The sequence below is a fragment of the Serratia sp. BIGb0163 genome (assembly GCF_024809935.1).
In the GTDB taxonomy this organism is placed as follows: Bacteria; Pseudomonadota; Gammaproteobacteria; order Enterobacterales; family Enterobacteriaceae; genus Serratia; species Serratia quinivorans.
The window spans coordinates 1,150,283-1,168,854 of record NZ_JANUDZ010000001.1 but is presented as its reverse complement, the minus strand read 5'-3'; the positions used below and the strand labels follow the sequence as shown (position 1 = coordinate 1,168,854).

General features: G+C 58.4%; 17 protein-coding genes. 10 read left to right on the top strand and 7 right to left on the bottom strand.

The features are described 5' to 3' along the window. Positions 1-14: 14 nt before the first annotated feature. The 5 genes from xdhC to M2406_RS05735 form a co-directional block, all read right to left on the bottom strand. The gene (gene xdhC / locus M2406_RS05755; RefSeq protein ID WP_115184737.1) at positions 15-782 is read right to left on the bottom strand and encodes a xanthine dehydrogenase accessory protein XdhC; all 768 of its coding nucleotides are present in this window, start codon (positions 780-782) and stop codon (positions 15-17) included. Further along, on the bottom strand, positions 775-3,168 hold the full coding sequence (gene xdhB, locus M2406_RS05750; RefSeq protein ID WP_259189181.1) for a xanthine dehydrogenase molybdopterin binding subunit: 2,394 nt from the start codon (positions 3,166-3,168) through the stop codon (positions 775-777). Before xdhB ends, xdhC begins: the two co-directional genes overlap by 8 nt. Next, entirely contained in the window at positions 3,161-4,591 is a 1,431-nt protein-coding gene (gene xdhA, locus M2406_RS05745) for a xanthine dehydrogenase small subunit (RefSeq protein ID WP_259189180.1), read from the bottom strand. Before xdhA ends, xdhB begins: the two co-directional genes overlap by 8 nt. Next, positions 4,588-5,919, bottom strand: a complete 1,332-nt coding sequence (guaD, locus tag M2406_RS05740) for a guanine deaminase (protein ID WP_259189179.1) — start codon at positions 5,917-5,919, stop codon at positions 4,588-4,590. The genes xdhA and guaD overlap by 4 nt, the downstream gene beginning before the upstream one ends. Positions 5,920-6,229: 310 nt before the next feature. Beyond that, complete coding sequence (locus tag M2406_RS05735) at positions 6,230-7,405, bottom strand: ROK family transcriptional regulator (protein ID WP_115184741.1); 1,176 nt, start codon at positions 7,403-7,405, stop codon at positions 6,230-6,232. Between the two features lie 100 nt (positions 7,406-7,505). Between M2406_RS05735 and M2406_RS05730 the strand changes: the two genes are divergently transcribed. The 8 genes from M2406_RS05730 (at position 7,506) to ydfG (ending at position 15,753) form a co-directional block, all read left to right on the top strand. Beyond that, a complete protein-coding gene (locus M2406_RS05730) occupies positions 7,506-8,756 on the top strand; it encodes an extracellular solute-binding protein (protein ID WP_112362753.1) in 1,251 nt (416 codons plus the stop codon). 9 nt (positions 8,757-8,765) lie between these two features. After that, positions 8,766-9,674, top strand: coding sequence for a carbohydrate ABC transporter permease (locus tag M2406_RS05725; protein WP_259189175.1), 909 nt, complete (start codon positions 8,766-8,768; stop codon positions 9,672-9,674). After that, on the top strand, positions 9,664-10,503 hold the full coding sequence (locus M2406_RS05720) for a carbohydrate ABC transporter permease (RefSeq protein ID WP_259189174.1): 840 nt from the start codon (positions 9,664-9,666) through the stop codon (positions 10,501-10,503). Before M2406_RS05725 ends, M2406_RS05720 begins: the two co-directional genes overlap by 11 nt. 19 nt (positions 10,504-10,522) lie before the next feature. Beyond that, positions 10,523-11,476, top strand: coding sequence for a carbohydrate kinase family protein (locus M2406_RS05715; protein WP_135344354.1), 954 nt, complete (start codon positions 10,523-10,525; stop codon positions 11,474-11,476). Continuing rightward, positions 11,476-12,555 (top strand): ABC transporter ATP-binding protein, encoded by a 1,080-nt coding sequence (locus M2406_RS05710; RefSeq protein WP_115184745.1) that lies wholly within the window; start codon positions 11,476-11,478, stop codon positions 12,553-12,555. The genes M2406_RS05715 and M2406_RS05710 overlap by 1 nt, the downstream gene beginning before the upstream one ends. 201 nt (positions 12,556-12,756) lie before the next feature. Then, positions 12,757-14,196, top strand: coding sequence for an MFS transporter (locus M2406_RS05705; RefSeq protein ID WP_259189171.1), 1,440 nt, complete (start codon positions 12,757-12,759; stop codon positions 14,194-14,196). A gap of 96 nt (positions 14,197-14,292) precedes the next feature. Further along, on the top strand, positions 14,293-14,814 hold the full coding sequence (locus M2406_RS05700; RefSeq protein ID WP_012145019.1) for a GNAT family N-acetyltransferase: 522 nt from the start codon (positions 14,293-14,295) through the stop codon (positions 14,812-14,814). 189 nt (positions 14,815-15,003) lie between these two features. Beyond that, complete coding sequence (gene ydfG / locus M2406_RS05695) at positions 15,004-15,753, top strand: bifunctional NADP-dependent 3-hydroxy acid dehydrogenase/3-hydroxypropionate dehydrogenase YdfG (protein ID WP_112362747.1); 750 nt, start codon at positions 15,004-15,006, stop codon at positions 15,751-15,753. 35 nt (positions 15,754-15,788) lie between these two features. Here ydfG and M2406_RS05690 read toward each other — a convergent pair whose 3' ends face one another. Further along, on the bottom strand, positions 15,789-16,115 hold the full coding sequence (locus M2406_RS05690; RefSeq protein ID WP_012145017.1) for a YnfA family protein: 327 nt from the start codon (positions 16,113-16,115) through the stop codon (positions 15,789-15,791). Positions 16,116-16,263: 148 nt separating this feature from the next. Between M2406_RS05690 and M2406_RS05685 the strand changes: the two genes are divergently transcribed. Together M2406_RS05685 and M2406_RS05680 are read left to right on the top strand one after the other, a co-directional pair. After that, positions 16,264-16,638 (top strand): DUF1283 family protein, encoded by a 375-nt coding sequence (locus tag M2406_RS05685; protein WP_259189170.1) that lies wholly within the window; start codon positions 16,264-16,266, stop codon positions 16,636-16,638. A 90-nt stretch (positions 16,639-16,728) separates the two neighbouring features. Further along, positions 16,729-17,028, top strand: coding sequence for a DUF1161 domain-containing protein (locus tag M2406_RS05680; RefSeq protein ID WP_259189169.1), 300 nt, complete (start codon positions 16,729-16,731; stop codon positions 17,026-17,028). A 39-nt stretch (positions 17,029-17,067) separates the two neighbouring features. Here M2406_RS05680 and M2406_RS05675 read toward each other — a convergent pair whose 3' ends face one another. Beyond that, positions 17,068-18,555 (bottom strand): MDR family MFS transporter, encoded by a 1,488-nt coding sequence (locus M2406_RS05675; protein ID WP_259189168.1) that lies wholly within the window; start codon positions 18,553-18,555, stop codon positions 17,068-17,070. Positions 18,556-18,572: the final 17 nt, after the last annotated feature.

Genomic DNA, 18,572 nt, shown 5'->3' with positions numbered 1-18,572 from the left:
CCGCAGTGGCCAGGTTAGCGCTGGCCGTAGCAGGCAATGATCTCTGCGGCCACCGCCACTGCAATCTCGGCCGGCAGTTTGCCTTTAACGTCCGGCAGCCCCAGCGGGCAGCGCATGCCGGCGATTGCCGCTTCGCTGATGCCACGCTGACCGAGTTTATATTCGAAGCGTTTGCGCTTGGTCAGCGAGCCGATCAGGCCGAAGTAACCGGCATCGCCACGGCGTAAAATCCGCTCCGCCAGCGCCAGATCCAACGCGTGGTCGTGGGTCATAACGATGAAATAGCTGCCCGGCGGCATGGCGTCGACGATCTCCAACGGTTCTTCGCAGACGTTTTGTTGCACCCCAGCCGGGAGCAGCGCCGGGAACTCCGCCGTCCGGCCATCAACCCAGCGTACCCGGCATGGCAGCGTAGCGAGGATATTGACCAGTGCGCGGCCCACATGTCCGGCGCCAAACAGCGCAATTTGCGGGCGTGGCGGGATCAAGGGTTCAAACAGCACGCTGGTAGTACCGCCACAGCACTGTCCCAGCCGTGCTGCCAGCGGAAAGCGTTCCAGCCGCAGCGTGGCCGCCTCTTGTTGTAGCATCTCGCGGGCAATCGCCAACGCCTGGAACTCCAGGTGCCCGCCGCCAATGGTGTTAACCGCCCGTTCGGCCGTCACCAACATTTTGGTGCCACGATTACGCGGCGTGGAGCCCAGCTCATCCACCAGCGTCACCAGTACGCAAGGTTCTCCGCGCCGTCGCAGATCGGCCAGTGCCTCAATCCACTCATCCATCGCCGTTCTCCCGTGCCAATTTAGTGACAATGTCACTTGAAAGCATCTGCTGTACTCCCCACAGCACCCGCTCCGGCGTGGCCGGTGCGTCAATATTGGGCTGCAGACGGTAGTCCGCCAGACTGGCCACCGCATCCTTGATGGCACACCAGACCGAGATGCCCAACATAAACGGTGGCTCGCCCACCGCTTTGGAATGAAATACCGTGTCCTCGGGGTTTTTGCGGTTCTCCAGCAGCGTAACGCGCAGATCCGCAGGAACGTCACCAATCGCCGGTATTTTGTAGCTGGCCGGGCCGTTAGTCAGCAGCCTGCCCTGTTGGTCCCACACCAACTCCTCGCTGGTCAGCCAGCCCATGCCCTGCACAAAACCGCCCTCCACCTGACCGATGTCGATTGCCGGGTTCAGCGAGTCGCCCACGTCGTGCAGAATGTCGGCGCGCAGCAGTTTGTATTCGCCGGTCAGCGTATCAATTAACACCTCTGCGCAAGCCGCGCCGTAGGCAAAGTAATAGAAAGGATGGCCGCTGGCCTTGTCGCGATCGTAAAAGATCTTCGGTGTGCGGTAGTAACCGGTACTGGCAAGTGAGATTTGATTGAAATAGGCCTGTTCTACCACCTGTTCGAAGCTGAAATAGCGTTCACCCACCCTGACCTGCCCATTGTTGAAGAGGATCTGCTCAGCGCTAACCTGATGCTGCCTGGCCAGCATGTCAGTCAATCGCTGTTTGATGGTCAAAGCCGCATTCTCCGCCGCCTTGCCGTTCAGGTCGGTGCCGGAGGATGCCGCCGTCGGCGAGGTGTTCGGCACTTTACCGGTATCGGTGGCGGTGATCTGGATACGCTCTATTTCCACCTGAAATACTTCGGCGACAATCTGCGCCACCTTGGTGTTCAACCCCTGGCCCATCTCGGTACCGCCGTGGTTGAGTTGAATGCTGCCGTCGGTGTAAATCAGTACCAGCGCCCCCGCCTGATTGAGGAAGCCGGCGGTAAAGGAGATACCGAATTTGACCGGCGTCAGCGCCAGCCCCTTCTTCAGGATTGGGTTTTGTGCGTTGAACTGCCGGATAGCCTGACGCCGCGCCTGATAATCCGCACTGCGCTCCAGTTCGGCGGTGATCTCTTGCAGCAGATTCTGTTCCACCGGCTGATGGTAATGGGTGATGTTGCGCTGATCTTTACCGTAGTAATTGGTTTTACGCACCGCCAGCGGATCGAGCGCCAGATAGCGCGCGATGTGGTCCATGATCTGCTCGATCGCCATCATGCCCTGTGGCCCGCCAAAGCCACGATAGGCCGTATTGGAGGCGATATGGGTTTTACAGCGGTGGCCGGTTATCAGCACATCCTGCAGGAAATAGGCGTTATCAGCATGGAACATGGCGCGATCGACGATAGAACCGGAAAGATCGAGCGAGTAGCCGCAGTTACCGGCCAGGCTGATTTTCACCCCATTCAACAGACCGCTGTCGTCAAAACCGACGTCATACTGAATATAAAACGGGTGGCGTTTGCCGGTGATCAGCATGTCGTCGCGGCGGTTCAACCGCATTTTGACCGGCCGCCCGGTAAGGTGTGCCACCACCGCACACAGGCACGCCGGGCCGGCGGCCTGAGTCTCTTTGCCGCCAAAGCCGCCGCCCATGCGCCGCGTGTCGATAGTCACCTTGTGCATCGGTAAATTAAGCACCGAGGCCACCAACTTTTGGATTTCGGTGGGGTTCTGGGTCGATGAATACACCAGCATGCCGCCGTCTTCGGCCGGCAGCACCGAGGCAATCTGGGTCTCCAGATAAAAATGTTCCTGGCCACCGACGTGCAGCTCGCCCTGAATGCGATGCAACGCCTGCGCCAGTGCGCCATCCGCATCGCCGCGTCGATGGTGGTGAGCTTCCTGCACCAAGAAGCCTTCCTGCAACGATTGGGTGACGTCCAGCTGCGCAGGCAGCTCCTGATAGCTCACTTTGACGGCCTGCGCGGCCCGCCAGGCGATCTCCGGATCCTCCGCCGCCACCACCGCAATCACCTGCCCGACGTATTCGACCACGTCCTTCGCCAGCAGCGGATCGCCGTAGGTTAACGGAGCAATATCCAGTTCGCCCGGTACGTCCTGCCAGGTGATCACCCGTACCACACCAGGAAAATCGTAACAGGCGGACAGATCCAGTTTTACGATGCGCGCATGCGCTTTCTCACTCAGTTTTGCCGCCAGATGCAACTGGTTGGGAAACTCCAGCCGGTCGTCAATGTATTGCGCTTCACCGCTGACGTGTTTGTCGGCGCTCTCGTGTTTGCGACTGCGCCCCACGCCGCTGGTCAGCGGCTGACGGAAACGTTCGGCCAACTGCTGCTGGGTATATTCGGTGCGTTTGCTATTACTCATAAGCCGTCACCTCGATCGCCAGCTGTGGCTCAGTCAGCGCAATGAAATAGCGACGCAACAGATTCTGCGCCACCAACAGGCGATAAGCGCTGCTGGCACGAAAATCGCTCAGCGGGGTGAAGTCCTGCGCCAGCGCCTGAACCGCAAGCTCCAGGGTAGCCCGCCGCCACGGCTGCCCCACCAGTTGCCGTTCGCACAATATGGCGCGTTTCGGCGTCGCGGCCATGCCACCAAAGGCCAGCCGGGCATCGCGGATAATCCCCTGTTCAATCGTCAGGTTGAAGGCCCCGCACACCGCCGAAATATCATCCTCCAGCCGCTTGGAGACTTTCCAGGCGCGGAAATCTACCGGAGCCTGGCCCGGCAGCACGATGCTTTCAATAAACTCCCCCGGCTGCAGCGCGGTCTGGCGATAGCCCAGGAAGAAGTCGTTCAGCGGTAGTTCACGCCGCACGGTGCCACAGCGCAACATCAGGCGCGCATCCAGCGCCAGCAGCAGCGGCGCTGCGTCGCCAATCGGCGAAGCGTTGGCGATATTGCCCCCCAGCGTGCCCTGGTTGCGGATCTGCTGCGAAGCAAAACGCGCCAACAGTTCGCCAAAGGCCGGGTGGTAATCGGCCAACAGCGGGTAAAGGTCACTCAACGCCGCCCCGGCACCAATAATCAGACGATCGTTGTGCCGACGAATCTGTTTTAACGCCTCAATCTGGCCAATGGCGATCATCAAGGGTAAATCCTGATGCCGCTGGGTGACTTCCAAAGCCAGATCGGTGCCACCGGCCAACAGTTTGGCCTGCGGATGCTGTAGATACAGCGTCGCCAGTTCATCAAGGCTTTGCGGCAGCAGACAGCGTTTCCCCGCAGCCTCCAGCGGCGTCGCCGCCGGGATAGTCCGCAGTTGTTGCAAGGTTTGCTGTTGATGACGGTCGAAGTTGTCTGGCGTTTTGCTGTCGCACGCCTGCTGCGCCGCCGCCAAAATCGGCCGGTAGCCGGTACAGCGGCACAGATTACCGGCCAGTGCCTGCTGCGCCTGTTCACGATGATAGGCTTCACCGTTTTTTTGCAGACAGAACATCGACATCACGAAGCCCGGAGTGCAAAAACCGCACTGCGATCCATGGCAGTCGACCATCGCCTGCTGCACGCTGTGCAATTGGCCCTGCTGTTTCAGGTCCTCTACGGTGATCAACTGCTTGCCATGCAGCGCACTGACAAACGTCAGGCAGGCGTTAACGCTGCGATAGCGCAACCCTTCGCCGTCCGGCTCCGCCAGCACCACGGTGCAGGCGCCACAGTCACCGGAAGCGCAGCCTTCTTTGGTGCCACAGCGGCCGAGATCGCGGCGCAGATAATTAAGCACCGTGGTATTGGGGTCGATCGCGCTTTCATTTTTCAGCGTTTGATTAAGCAGAAACTGGATCATGCCGCCTCCTGCTGCGTAGCCGGTCGGTACACCACTTTACCGTCGACGTAGGTTCGGTAAACGTTGCGGTCATCGCCCAGCGTCATCAACACAAACAGTTGCTCCGCCAGCTCACGGCTGTTTTCATGGCGCAGTTTTTGCAGCGCTGATACCGCCGGATCCAGCACTACAAAATCAGCCTCTTTGCCGACCGAGAAATTACCGATTTTGTCATCCAGCGACAGCGCCCGCGCCCCACCCAATGTGGCGTGGTAGAAGGCTTCGCGGGCCGAGAGCTGGTAGCGCTGCAGTTGAGCGACCTTGTAAGCTTCGCCCAGCGTTTGCAGCATATTGAAGGTGGTACCGGCACCGACGTCGGTGCCAATACCCAGCCTGACCTGTTTCTGCCAGGCCTTTTGCAGGTTGAACAAGCCGCTGCCGAGGAACAAATTGGAGGTTGGGCAAAAGGCGATGGCCGAACCGGTGTGACACAGGCAATCCCACTCTTGCTCTTCCAGATGCAGGCAATGGGCAAACACGCTTCTCTCTCCGGTCAACCCATACTGATGATAGACATCCAGATAACTGCGGCTGTCCGGGAACAGTTCTTTCACCCAGGCGACTTCTTCCAGGTTCTCGCTCAGGTGAGTGTGCAGATAGGCATCCGGAAACTCTTCACGCAACCTTTGTACCTGAGCCAACAGCGCCGGGGTGCTGGTGGGCGCAAAACGCGGCGTGATGGCATAGCTCAGCCGTTGCTTGCCGTGCCAGCGCTCAATCAGTTCGCGGGTCTGGCGGTAGCTCTGCTCCGGGGTTTCCAGCAGTTCCTCAGGCGCATGGCGATCCATCATCACCTTACCGGCGATCAGCCGCATATTCAGCGCCGCCGCCTGACTGAACAGCGCTTCAATCGACTGCGGATGCACGGTGCCGAACACCAGCGCCGTGGTGGTGCCGTTGCTTAACAGTTGCTGTAAAAAGAACGCCGACATCTTGCCGGAGTGCTGCTCGCAGCAGAATTGGCTTTCCGTCGGGAAGGTATAGTTTTTTAGCCACACCAACAGCTGCTCGCCATAGGCACCGATCATTTCGGTTTGCGGGTAGTGAATATGGGTATCGATAAAGCCCGGCACTATCAGTTTGTCCTGATAATGAGTGACCTCAAACCCCGGCGGCAACAGCAGTTCCCCTTGCTGCCAGGGGCCAAACCAGACAATGTGCCCTTCATCGAGCAGCAGCAATCCGTCAGGAATATGTCGCAATTGCTGATCCAACTGCTGCGGTTGATCGACACAGGCAGCAATATCGAAAAAATTGCCACGGATCGCCGTGGTGAATGACAGGCTCATTTTGCTTTCCTTCTCTACCGGCCAGCGCACAGCCCCCGGCTGAGTTAATTCAGCCCGGGGAGCCATGCTGGTCTTTTATCGTTCGCAGGTGTTGATTTAAGGATAGCAAGCAGCGTGCCAGTTGGTTTTTTATTGATAATTTTCATTTAAAAACAAAAAGATAAAAACTCACCTCACAATAATCCGAATCGATAAAAATAAGCAGAAAATAAGCAAACGGTTGCCCTTAAATAGCAACCGTTTGCTTATATTGAGTTAATGGTGAGCCTGCACCAATAACGGGCAAGAATACAAATCGGGGGAATGATATTTATGACTTCAATAACACTTCATAACGCGGGTTAAATTCATCAAACAGCGGTAACGCAGCCGCGCCTAATGCGGCGGTATCCGCACCGGTAGTCCCCAATCGAACCCGCAGACCGTCGAGATATTTGCTGCGCACCGACCGGTGCAGCGGCGCCAGGCGCTTGATCAACTGTTCTACGATACTTTCCGGCATCAACCCGCCAATAATCACCGCTTCGGCGTCAAACATACACTCAATAATATTGATCGCCTGGCGTAACGCCGGCACCGCCGTATCCAGCCAGGCGTCGATCTGCGGCTGCGGTAGCGTCAGCAGGTCTTGCGGCATGGCGCGCATCGGATCCAGCCCGCAGCTCTCATAAGCCGCCTGCAACGAGACATAACGCTCCAGACACCCCTGGTTGCCGCAGTAGCAGGCCCGCCCGCCCGGTTGCACAATCATGTGGCCGACTTCACCAGCATTGTGCGCATGGCCGGTATAAATTCGGCCATCGGTAAAAATCCCTGCCCCAAGTCCGGTCCCGAGATACAAATAAATAAAGGAATTAAGCTGCCTGGCAACACCGTGCAAACGCTCGCCGATAGCGGCCACGGTAGCATCGTTCTCCAGCGTCACCGGCAGGCCACTTTGCGCGTTAAGCTCAGCCACCACATCGATATTTTTCCAACCGTTAAGCGTGGTCGGCCCGACCGACGAGATCCCTTCCACGCCAAACGGCCCCGGCATCACTACGCCGATGCCCAGCATTTTTCTCCAGCTCAGATCCGGCTGCTGGCGCATTTCTTGCAGTACATCACAAATCAGTTTCAAGGTGGCAGCAGGTTGCGGCTTTTGCACCATAATCAGCCGGTGGAAACGAACGCTGCCTGAGAGATCAACCACGATGATCAGCAGTGACTGGTGATCCAGATGGATACCGATGGAATACGCGCTATCTGGATTCAGGGTCAACGGCGTGGCCGGTTGACCTCGACCGCCGGCACGACGCGGCAGGTGCGAGGAGAGAATACCGGCCTGTTCCAGTTCTGTTGCAATGTTTGAAACGGTTTGCGGCGTCAGTGAGGTCAGCCGGGCAATTTCGGCACGGGTCAGTTCACCGTGCAGACGGATAGCCTCTATCACTACGCGCCGGTTGTGTGCACGAGCATGTTCAAGGTTAGTGCCGGAAGTCGTCATAACTGCCTATGCAGAAAGGGAAATCGTCTTTGCAGTATGGTGCCCTCCAATAAAGCAATCAAATTGATTTAAGAATCTTTTTAACACCGGAGAACGCACAATGAAAAGCCATACCCTTGCCGCTACGGCAGTCTGTACCCTGTCGCTCCTGGCGCTTAGCCTGTCATCTGCCTATGCCGCCCCGACGCAAATTAACGCGTTGTTTATGACCCAGGCGGCGTACAGCGAAAATGATATCCGTGCCATGACCGCCGATTTTAGCAAGCAGCACCCGGACATCACCGTTAACCTGGAGTTCGTTCCTTACGAGGCGCTGCACGATAAAATCGTCGCGGCGCGCGGTGCCGGCAGCAACGGCTACGATGTGGTGCTGTTCGACGCCATCTGGCCGGCAGAATTCACCAAGTTTGGCCTGCTGCAGGACGTGACCTCGCGCATCAGCGCCGACGACAGCGCCAAAATCTTTGCCGGTGCCATGACCACCGTCACCTATAAGGACAAGCGCTGGGGCATGCCGTGGATCCTCGACACCAAATACCTGTATTACAACAAGGCCATGCTGGCCAAGGCCGGGATTGCCGCCCCGCCGAAGACCTGGCAGGAACTGGCGCAGCAGGCAGAGATCCTGAAGCAAAAAAACGTGGTCAAATACCCGCTGGTATGGAGCTGGTCACAGGCCGAGGCACTGGTTTGCGATTACACCACCCTGGTGTCTGCCTATAAGGGGCAGTTTATCCAGCAGGGGAAAATCACCTTCTCCAGCCCAGGTTCACTGCAGGCCGTCGACTATATGAAAGCGTCGCTGGACAAGGGGCTGACCAATCCGAACTCCCGCGAATATCTGGAAGAGGACGTGCGCAAAGCGTTTTCCAACGGTGACGCGGCCTTCGCCCTTAACTGGACCTACATGTACAACATGGCCAACGATCCCAAGCAAAGCAAAGTGGCCGGTGACGTCGGCATCGTGCCGGCTCCGGGATCGGTGGCGGGTCAGGTCTCTGCGGTTAACGGTTCGATGGGACTGGGCATCGCCAAGGCCAGCGCCCACCCCGATCAGGCCTGGCAATACATCAGCTACATGACCTCACAGCCGGTGCAGGACAAATACGCCAAACTGAGCCTGCCGATCTGGAAGTCGTCTTACGACGATCCGGCGGTGCAGAAGGGTCAGGAGCCGTTAATCGCCGCCGCCAAACAGTCGTTGAACGTGATGCTGTCGCGCCCTGAAACCGCCGATTACTCTCGTTTGTCCAACGGCCTGCAACAGGATTTGCAGCAAATTTTGCAGGGCAAGGTAACGCCGCAGGCCGGGCTGGATGCGGCCACCCAAAGCGCTGCGCGGCTGCGTTAAGCAATGACGATGCTCACTTTACCTCAACGTGAGCGGCGTCAGGCATGGGTGCTGCTGGCACCCATGCTGCTGATGATGCTGCTGTTAACCGCCTGGCCGCTGGCACGCACCCTGTGGCTGAGCTTCACCGATGCGGCGCTGGTGGGCGACGGCGTAACCCCGGCCTGGGTCGGTACCGATAACTTTTTCTACGCTCTGACCGACCCGGACTTCCAGGCCGCACTGGGGCGCACGCTCTATTTCACCCTGGTTTCGGTGGCGTTCGAAGGGGCGATCGGCGTGCTGGTGGCGCTGCTGCTCAACCAAAAATTCCACGGCCGTAATGTTCTGCGGGTGCTGGTTATTTTGCCCTGGGCGCTACCGACCATCGTCAATGCCACCATGTGGCGGCTGAATTTCAACCCGGATTACGGTAGCATCAACGCGCTGTTAACCCAACTCGGGGTGATTGATCACTACCGCAGCTGGCTGGGTGATCCGGCGTCGGCGCTCAACGCGGTGATGCTGGCGGATATTTGGAAGAACTACCCGCTGATTACCCTGCTGACGCTGGCGGCGTTGCAATCGATCCCGGACGATTTGTACGAAGCGGCGCGGCTGGACGGAGCCTCTGCCTGGCGGCGCTTCCGGGCCATCACCCTGCCCGCCATTCTGGCCCCGCTGGCGGTGGCGTTGGTGCTGCGTACCATTGATGCCTTCAAGGTGTTCGACATCATTTACGTGATGACGCGCGGCGGCCCCATGGACAGCACCAAGACCCTCAGCTTCTTCGTTTACCAGGAGTCGTTCAGCTATCTGCGGGCCGGCAGCGGCGCAGCCTACGCGGTATTGATGACCTTGCTATGCGGCCTGCTGATCGCGTTGTACATGCTGATGCTGTTCCGCCAACGCAGAAGGAGCCTCGCCGATGAAGCGTAAAATCCGCCTGGTATTGCGCTACGCTGCCGCATTGCTGCTGGCGTTGTCGATCCTGGCGCCGATGCTGTGGCTGTTTCTGATGAGCGTCAGTTCCTCGGCCGATCTGACCCGCATACCGCTGGAATGGCTGCCGCGCCACTGGGATTTTTCGCGCTACGGCAGCCTGCTTTCATTACAGCCCGGCCAGCTGGGTACCCTGTTCCTGCACGCGCTGTTCAACAGCCTGCTGGTGGCCTGCGGCGCTACGCTGATTTCGCTGTTGCTGGCGATCCCGGCGGCGTTCAGCTTCTCGCGTTATCCGGGACGCGACGGTTGGCTGTTCGCCAGCCTGGCCATTTATATGGTGCCACCGGTGGCCTTTGTGCTGCCGCTGTACTTTATTTTGCAGCAGTTGGCGCTGCTGAACACCCATATCGGTCTGGTACTGGTCTACTGCTCGCTGATCCTGCCGTTCCTCACCTGGATGCTGAAAAACCAGTTCGACGCCCTGCCGATAGACATTGAACAGGCCGCACGGCTGGACGGACTGCGTCAGTGGCAGGTGCTGCTGCGCATTACCCTGCCCTTGGCCAAACCGGCACTGGGCGCTTCTGCACTGTTTGGCTGGCTGCTGGCCTGGGACGAATTTTTCTACGCGCTGCTGTTCACCAGCAATATTCAGGCGCAGACGCTGCCGGTGACCATCGCCGGTTTCACCGCCGGGCGCGCCACCGATGACGGGTTGATCGCCGCCGTCGGCATTCTGGCCGCCATTCCACCTCTTTTTATTGCCATCTGGCTGCAAAAAACGCTGGTTAGCGGCTTAACCAGCGGTGGCAGCAAAGGCTAATTTACTCAGGGAAATTAATATGATGAGCACCAATACCCGGCCCACGCTGTACGTGGTGGGCAATATCAACGTCGATGTGATCATGAGCACCTTGCAGCAGTGGCCGCAAAAAGGCACCGAGGCGATGCTGGATCACAGCGAACTGCGCCCCGGCGGTTCGGCCGGTAACTGCGCACTGGCGCTGGCGGCGCTGGAAACCCCTTACCGACTGGTGGCCAATCAGGGCAACGACTATTTCAGCCCCTGGCTGGCGCAACTGTTCCCGGAAAGTTCGCTGTACTGGCCGACCTACAGTTGCGAAACTTCGCTGACCTTCGGTGTCACCCACCCCGACAACGAGCGCACCTTTTTCAGCAATCAGGGCCATATCACTCGCCTGAGTCAGGACGACGTATTGCATCAGATCCCGCTGTTTGCCGGTAATGGCGACACCATTTTGCTGTGCGGCACCTTCCTGTGTACCACCCTGTTGGCGGAATACCCGGCGCTGCTGCAAACCCTGCGCCAGCGCGGCTATCGCATCGCGGTTGATACCGGTTGGCCACCGCAGGGCTGGAGCGATACGCTGCGGGGGCAGATCGCCGACTGGCTGCCGTTCTGTGACATCCTGTTGCTCAATGAAGTGGAAACCTGCGGCATGGCAGGTCATGAAGATTTGTACACCGCCGCCCGGACGCTGAACCGCCAACAGCCGGCCGACGCCGCCTGCGTGGTGAAATGCGGCCCGGACGGTGCACGCCTGTGGTGCGGCGAACGGCAGTTGCAGGCGGCGGCACATCCGATCAAGGTGGTCGATACCATAGGTGCCGGCGACAGTTTTAACGCCGGTTTCCTGAGCGCTTGCCTGCACGGCCATTCGGCTGCGGTAGCGTTGCGCTGGGGCATTCGCGCCGCCAGCCACGCCATCAGCAGTTCGCCACGCCAGTATCTGGACTGGAACACGCTGAAAACCTGCGCCGGAGAAATGGTCTGATGGCAAGTGTCGAACTGGTAAAAGTCGCCAAATACTATGGCAAGCAGCGGGTGCTGAATCCGTTGGATCTGACCATCCCCGACGGCAGCTTTACCGTGCTGGTTGGCCCGTCCGGCTGCGGCAAGTCCACCCTGCTGCGGCTGCTGGCCGGGCTGGACACGCTGACCGAGGGGGCGATCCTGCTGGATAAGCAAAAGATTAACGATCTGGATCCGGCCGATCGCGATATTGCCATGGTGTTCCAAAGTTATGCGCTCTACCCACATCTGACGGTGGCAGAAAACATGGCATTTCACATGCAGGTGATGAAAGTCGCCAAAAGCGAACAACAGGCCAAGGTCCAACAGGCCGCGCGCATTTTGGCGATCGACCATCTGTTGCAGCGTTATCCGAAAGAACTGTCCGGTGGCCAACGCCAGCGAGTGGCGATGGGCCGTGCCATGGTGCGTAACCCGAAGGTCTTTTTATTCGATGAACCGCTGTCCAACCTCGACGCCCAGTTGCGGATGGAGCTGCGCGCCGAGATTAAATCACTGCATCAGCAGTTCAAGACCACCACGGTGTATGTCACCCACGACCAGATCGAAGCGATGACGCTGGCTGACCAAATCGTGGTGATGAAAGACGGCAATATCGTGCAGCAAGGCAAGCCGCTGGAGATCTACGATGCGCCCGCCAACACCTTTGTGGCGCGTTTTATCGGCTCACCGCCAATGAATTTGTTGGCAGGCATCGTCACGCCGCGTGACAATCTGCCCGGTGTGGCCTGCGGTGAATTGTGGCTACCGCTGCCGGCCAAGTGGCGCTTGGCGACGCCCGGCAGCCAGGTGATCCTCGGGCTACGTCCGCATGATTTCCGTTTAGTGGAAACCAGCCAGCAGCCTGCCGCCACCTTGCGCCTGATGGAGATCACCGGCGATGTCAGCCTGCTGCACCTTACCTGGGGCGGTTATCGGCTGCATGTCCAGCTCAGCGGGCGGGTTAATGCCGAAAGCGGTCAGCCGCTGTGGGTGATGCCCAATACCGAGGCGATCCACCTGTTCGACGCCGCGACGGGGCAACGCTTGAGTGAAAATTGAGTCGCTGATAATGCGCGAAGACCAAACCGGCCAACAACGTTGCGGGCGCTATTGCTGCGCCCGCTAATTATCACCTGCTTAACCTCTTTTTAACCTCTGTGTGATGCGCTATGCTCCAAAACTCTGCCAGCGTTAACATTTTTGAAACGAGGTTTCTGTCATGCCTGCATGCTGTTTTTACTCCGCCCGGCGCACTCAGCCATGAGTTTTTTTTCACGCGCCAGCGCGCTGCCGCTGCTGGTGGCGGGTGCCTTCTTTATGGAAAACCTCGACGCCACGGTGATTGTCACCGCCATGCCGCAGATGGCGGCGGCCTTCGGCGTAAGGCCGGTGGACATGAACATTGGTATCTCGGCTTATATTCTGACGCTGACGGTGTTTATTCCTGCCAGTGGCTGGATTGCCAACCGCTTCGGCGCCCGCAATATCTTTGCCGCCGCGGTGCTGATTTTTACCCTGGCATCGGTGCTGTGCGCCGCCAGCGTTAACCTGCCCACCTTCACCGCCGCCCGGATTCTGCAAGGCTTCGGGGGGGCGCTGATGGTGCCGGTGGGTCGCCTGGTGGTGCTACGTAACACTGCCAAACCGGATCTGATCAAGGCCATTGCCACCATTACCTGGCCGGGTCTGGTAGCCCCAATCCTCGGCCCGCCGGTCGGCGGTTTTATTACCACCTATGCCTCGTGGCACTGGATCTTTATTCTTAACGTGCCGCTGGGTATCGTCGCGCTGTGGTTGGCCTGGCGGCTGATCCCGCAGGAAGCGTCGCAGAAAGGAGTGCCTTTTGACGCACTCGGCTTCGTATTGACCGGCATCGCCTGCTTCGGCCTGATGTTCGGTCTGGATTTGATCAACCACCCGCAACTGTCCTGGCTGGTGCCTGCACTGTGTATTCTCGGCAGCCTGGCATTAGGCACACTGGCGGTTCGTCACGCCAAACGCACCGAGCACCCGCTGATCAATCTTTGGGCGATGCGAATAAAAAGTTACGCCGTCACCATTTGGGGTGGCACGCTGTTCCGCATCGCCATTGGCGCCGTGCCCTTCCTGCTGCCGCTGCTGTTCCAGATCGGTTTTGGCCTGAACGCCTTCGACGCCGGGCTGCTGGTACTGGCGGTTTTTGCCGGGAATCTGGTGATGAAGCCGTTTACCTCGGCGGTGCTGTACCGTTTTCGCTTTCGCACCACGCTGGTGGTCAATGGTTTGTTGAACGCAGCCACTATATTCGCCTGCGCGCTGTTGACGCCACAGACCCCGACCTGGCTGATTCTGGCGCTGCTGTTCGTCAGCGGGCTGACGCGATCCATGCAGTTCACCGCGCTCAATACGCTGGCGTTTTCCGAAGTACCGCAGCCACAGATGAATGGTGCCAACACGCTGTTCAATGTGTCGCAGCAAATGGGCAGCGGGCTCGGTATCGCCATCGGCGCACTGGCCCTGCGGCTGGCAGAGATGCTGATGCCGCAATCGGGCGAGCGCATCCCCCTGGTCGATTTTCAGTGGGCATTTGTGGTCATCGGCGTGATTGCCCTGTTGGCCGTGGTTGACTGCTTTACCCTGAACGCCAACGCCGGCAGCGAGGTTCGCCAGAGAAAACCGGCCGCCACGGTGCCAAACTCCCCGCAACGATTGCAAAAATAAGTCGCATCTGCCGCCAATCAACGTAATATCGATGATCCGCCCCGTTTCACCGGTGCGGATTTTTGCCGTTTTGGCCTGAAAAGCGAGGTAATAATAATGATTCACAGTGACCTTTCTCAGTGCCGCGTGAACACCGACCGGTTGTTGATTGCCCCTTTTACCGCAGCAGACGCCGACGATGTTTACCAGGCGATCACCCCTACCTTGACGCGCTTTATGAACTTTGAGCCCGAGGAGTCGCCGGAAGCCTTTGCCAACGTTTGGCAAACCTGGCTGCCGCTGATCCGCGAAGGCGAGGAAATGATTTACATCGCCCGCCTGCGCGACACCAAACAGTTTGTCGGCATGGGCGGCGTGCACGATCTGTACAACACCACGCCTGAACTGGGCATCTGGGTGAAAGAGAACCTGCACGGCAATGGCTATGGGCGCGAAATCGTGCACGCCATGGCGGTGTGGGCAAGCGAGCGTTACCATCCGCGCCACTTTATCTACCCGGTGGCCGAACAGAATACGCCAAGCCGACGTATCGCCGAATCTCTGGGCGGCGTAGTGGCCGGCCGACGTGAAAACACCAAATACGACTGCGTGGTCTATCACATACCCCCGCAGCTTTAACTGCTATCCCCAGGGCCGGATCGACCGGCCCACAGTTCGTCATCACCTATGTTAACTGTTGAAAAAACCGCCCGTCTGGCAGCAGCGATGGCGGTTTTTCAGTGTGGAAGCCGATAACCACTGCCACTTAAAGTGGGATTATGCTAATGCTAGTAGCATGTAGGGTAAAAACAGTTGAGGAACAGCAACATGATCATTTTTGTTACGGGTGCCACATCCGGATTTGGTGAGGCCATTACACGGCGTTTTATCCGCGAAGGTCATCAGGTGATTGCCTCTGGCCGTCGTATCGAACGTCTGGAAGAGTTGAAGGACGAGCTGGGTGAAGCACTGCATATCGTCCGCCTCGACGTGCGTAATCGCGCGGCCATTCAGCAGGTGATTGATGAGCTGCCGGCAGCGCTGCGCCACATTGATATACTGGTCAATAATGCCGGGCTGGCGCTGGGTCTGGAGCCGGCGCACAAGGCCAACGCCGACGACTGGGAAACCATGATCGACACCAACACCAAAGGCCTGGTGAATATGACCCGCGCCCTGCTGCCGGACATGGTCGAACGCAACATTGGCCACATAATCAACATCGGCTCGGTCGCAGCCAACTGGCCGTATGCCGGTGGCAACGTTTATGGCGCAACCAAGGCCTTCGTCAAACAGTTCAGCCTCGGTCTGCGTGCCGATCTGCACGGTACCCGCATCCGTGTGACCGATATTGAGCCGGGCCTGGTAGGCGGCACCGAATTTTCCAACGTGCGCTTCAAAGGCGACGACGGCAAGGTGGATAAGGTCTACGACGGTGCCAATGCGCTGACGCCGGAGGATATCGCCGAGTCGGTGTTCTGGGTCGCGACCCTGCCGGCCCACGTCAACATTAACTCTCTGGAAATCATGCCGGTCAGCCAATCCTTTGCCGGGTTGAACATCCACCGCGAGTCTTAATCCTGAGCGGCAGGGCCTGTCCCTGCCGTCGTTTCTCAGGCCGCGCGCCAGCCGGAAACGATAATCAACATGCCGGCCAGGGCCACGCCGGCTCCCAACCAGTCCAGCGCTGATAGTTTCACTCCGTCTACCACCCGCAACCACAATAACGCCGTCGCCACATAGACCCCGCCATAGGCCGCGTAGACCCGCCCACTGGCTGCCGGGTGCAGCGTCAACAACCAGACAAACAGCATCAGACTGGCCGCTGCCGGCAACAGTAACCAGGCACTGGCGCTTTTTTTCAGCCACAAATAGGGCAAGAAACAGCCGATGATCTCGGCCAGTGCGGTGGCGAAAAATAACAGGGTGGTCTTTAACATCAGGGAAACTTTCTCTCTGTAAACTAAACAAGGCCGTGCTTGACTGGTGCAGTCCGACAGCGCGATGGTATATTTATCAACACGCCTGCGGGCGCGGTAAAGCCAGTGTTGCCGTTATCAGGCAACACTAACTCATAAGGATGAAACGATGAAAACACTTTCGACTCAACGACTGCTGCGCGGGATGCTGCCGGTCGCCATGCTGATGCTGATGCTGATGGGGGCCTGGCAGGCTCCGGCGCTGGCCGCCAGCTGCACTCAGGGCAGCACCTGCGTTACCGTCGATGGCAGCAACAGCGGTGCCATGAGTACCGAAGCGGCCCGTCAGAGCAAACAGCAGTTTAACGATACCAAATCCCTGCGCAATAAGGTTAACACCCGCGTGGAGAAAGAGTTCGACAAGGTAGACAAGGCGATTGACAGCGAAGAGCGCTGCGATGATAGCCTGAACGTCAATGCTTACTGGGAACCAAACACCCGTAAATGTCTGGATCGCCAGACCGGTCGTCAGATTAATCCTTAATCTGGTCGCAGCAAGACGGTGGCCGTTACTCTTCGCCACCGTAGCCGCTATCCTGACAAAGTAAGCCCATTTTCAAATAAGGACGAATGGATGAAAAAAGCGCTTATTCTGGGTGTACTGCTGATGGCCGCTGCGCCATTGGCCGCCCTGGCCTCATGCGAAAGCGTGAAGGCAGACATTTCGCAGAAAATCGTCAAAAACGGCGTGCCTGAGTCTGGTTTCAAACTGGATATCGTGCCGAACGATCAGGCCCAACAGGCCGGTGGTCTGGTAGTTGGCCACTGCGAAAATGACACGCAGAAGATTGTTTATACTCGCCTGGACAACGGCGATGACAATGGTGACGCGGCTCAGACCGGCACCAGTCAGGATACCAAAACCTCGCAATAGTTTCCGCTCAGGGCGCTCGGTGCGCCCTTTCCTTTTTATTTAAGCCTGTTCCGCCTCTTCCCCCTCACCCTGTGGCCTGTGCCGCGCCGGGATCAGCATCGCCGCCGCCAGTGCCAGCAATGACAACAGTGCCGAAACCAAAAATACCCAATGCAACGAAGCGGCAACCTGCTGCGTCATCTCCGCCAGTATTTCTGGCGTCATCGCGCTACGCGCAGCCGGTTCCATCAGTTGTTGTACCGGATCGGTCGTTTGCGGCAAACGAAACTGCAAGTTGATGTTCAGCGTTGCGCCCAAAATGGCGGTACCAATGGCCGACCCCATCATCCGGGTAAACACCGTGCAGGCGGTGGCAATGCCGCGGATGCTGTGGTGAGCCGCGTTCTGCACCGAAACCAGAAACGTGGTGTTGCACAACCCCATTCCGGCACCGACCATAAACGCCGCCACCCGGCCCCACAATAAGCCGCCGGTCGGCTGCAGCAACAACAGAATCAGGCCGCCGGCCAGTAATAACAACGCTCCCAATAGCGCCGTGGTGCGATAAGAAGTCATCAGCATCAGTCGACCGCTGAAGGTACTGGCCAGCGGCCAGCCAATCGACATCAGCGCCAGCGTGGTACCGGCCTCCAGGGGCGTTCCGCCCATCACGCCCTGAATAAAGGTCGGCAGAAAGGCGCTGATGCCCATCATCGCCGCGCCAATCACCAGGCCGCCAATATTGCCGGCCACGATCACCCGGCTTTGCCATAACGCCAACGGAAACAGTGGCTCCGGCGCTCGTCGTTCCTGGCGGATCAGCAACATTAGCGAGACGACCGCCAACGCCAACAACGGCAGCACCCACCAACCGAGATTTTCTGCCTGCAGCAGTGAAAGCAGCAGCGCGGTAACAAACAACGTCAGCCAGGCGGTCCCCGCCAGATCCAACGCGTGTTCGCGCACCTGCTGACGGGAAGGCAGATAACGAGCCAGGAAAAACATCGCCAACAGACCGATCGGCAAGTTGACCCAGAACACCAACGCCCAGGGCAAATGCTGGACGATAAACGCCCCCAGCAAGGGTCCAATAATCGCCGACACCCCCCAAACGCTGGAAATATAGCCCATCACCTTGGGCCGCTCGGTAGGGCTGTAGATATCACCAATAATGGTGGTCGCGGTTGGCATAATCGCCCCGGCCCCCAACCCCTGCAGCAGACGAAAACCGATCAGCCAGTACATGTTCGGCGAGAAACCGCACAGCACCGAACCCAGTAAAAACAGCGATGCACCAAAGAAAAATACCCGCTTGCGCCCCAGCAGGTCCGCCAGCCGACCATATATGGGAATAGTGATGGCCTGCGCCAATAGATAGACCGCGAATACCCAGCCTAACAGGGAAAAACCACCGAGATCGCCGATAATGGTTGGCATCGCCGTGGCGACAATGGTCGCTTCTATGGCCGACATAAACATCGCCAACATGCAGGCAATCAGGATTAAGGGGCGATGAGCGATCGGGGCTGATGCATCGTTATTTGTCATGGCGTTATTACAAACCG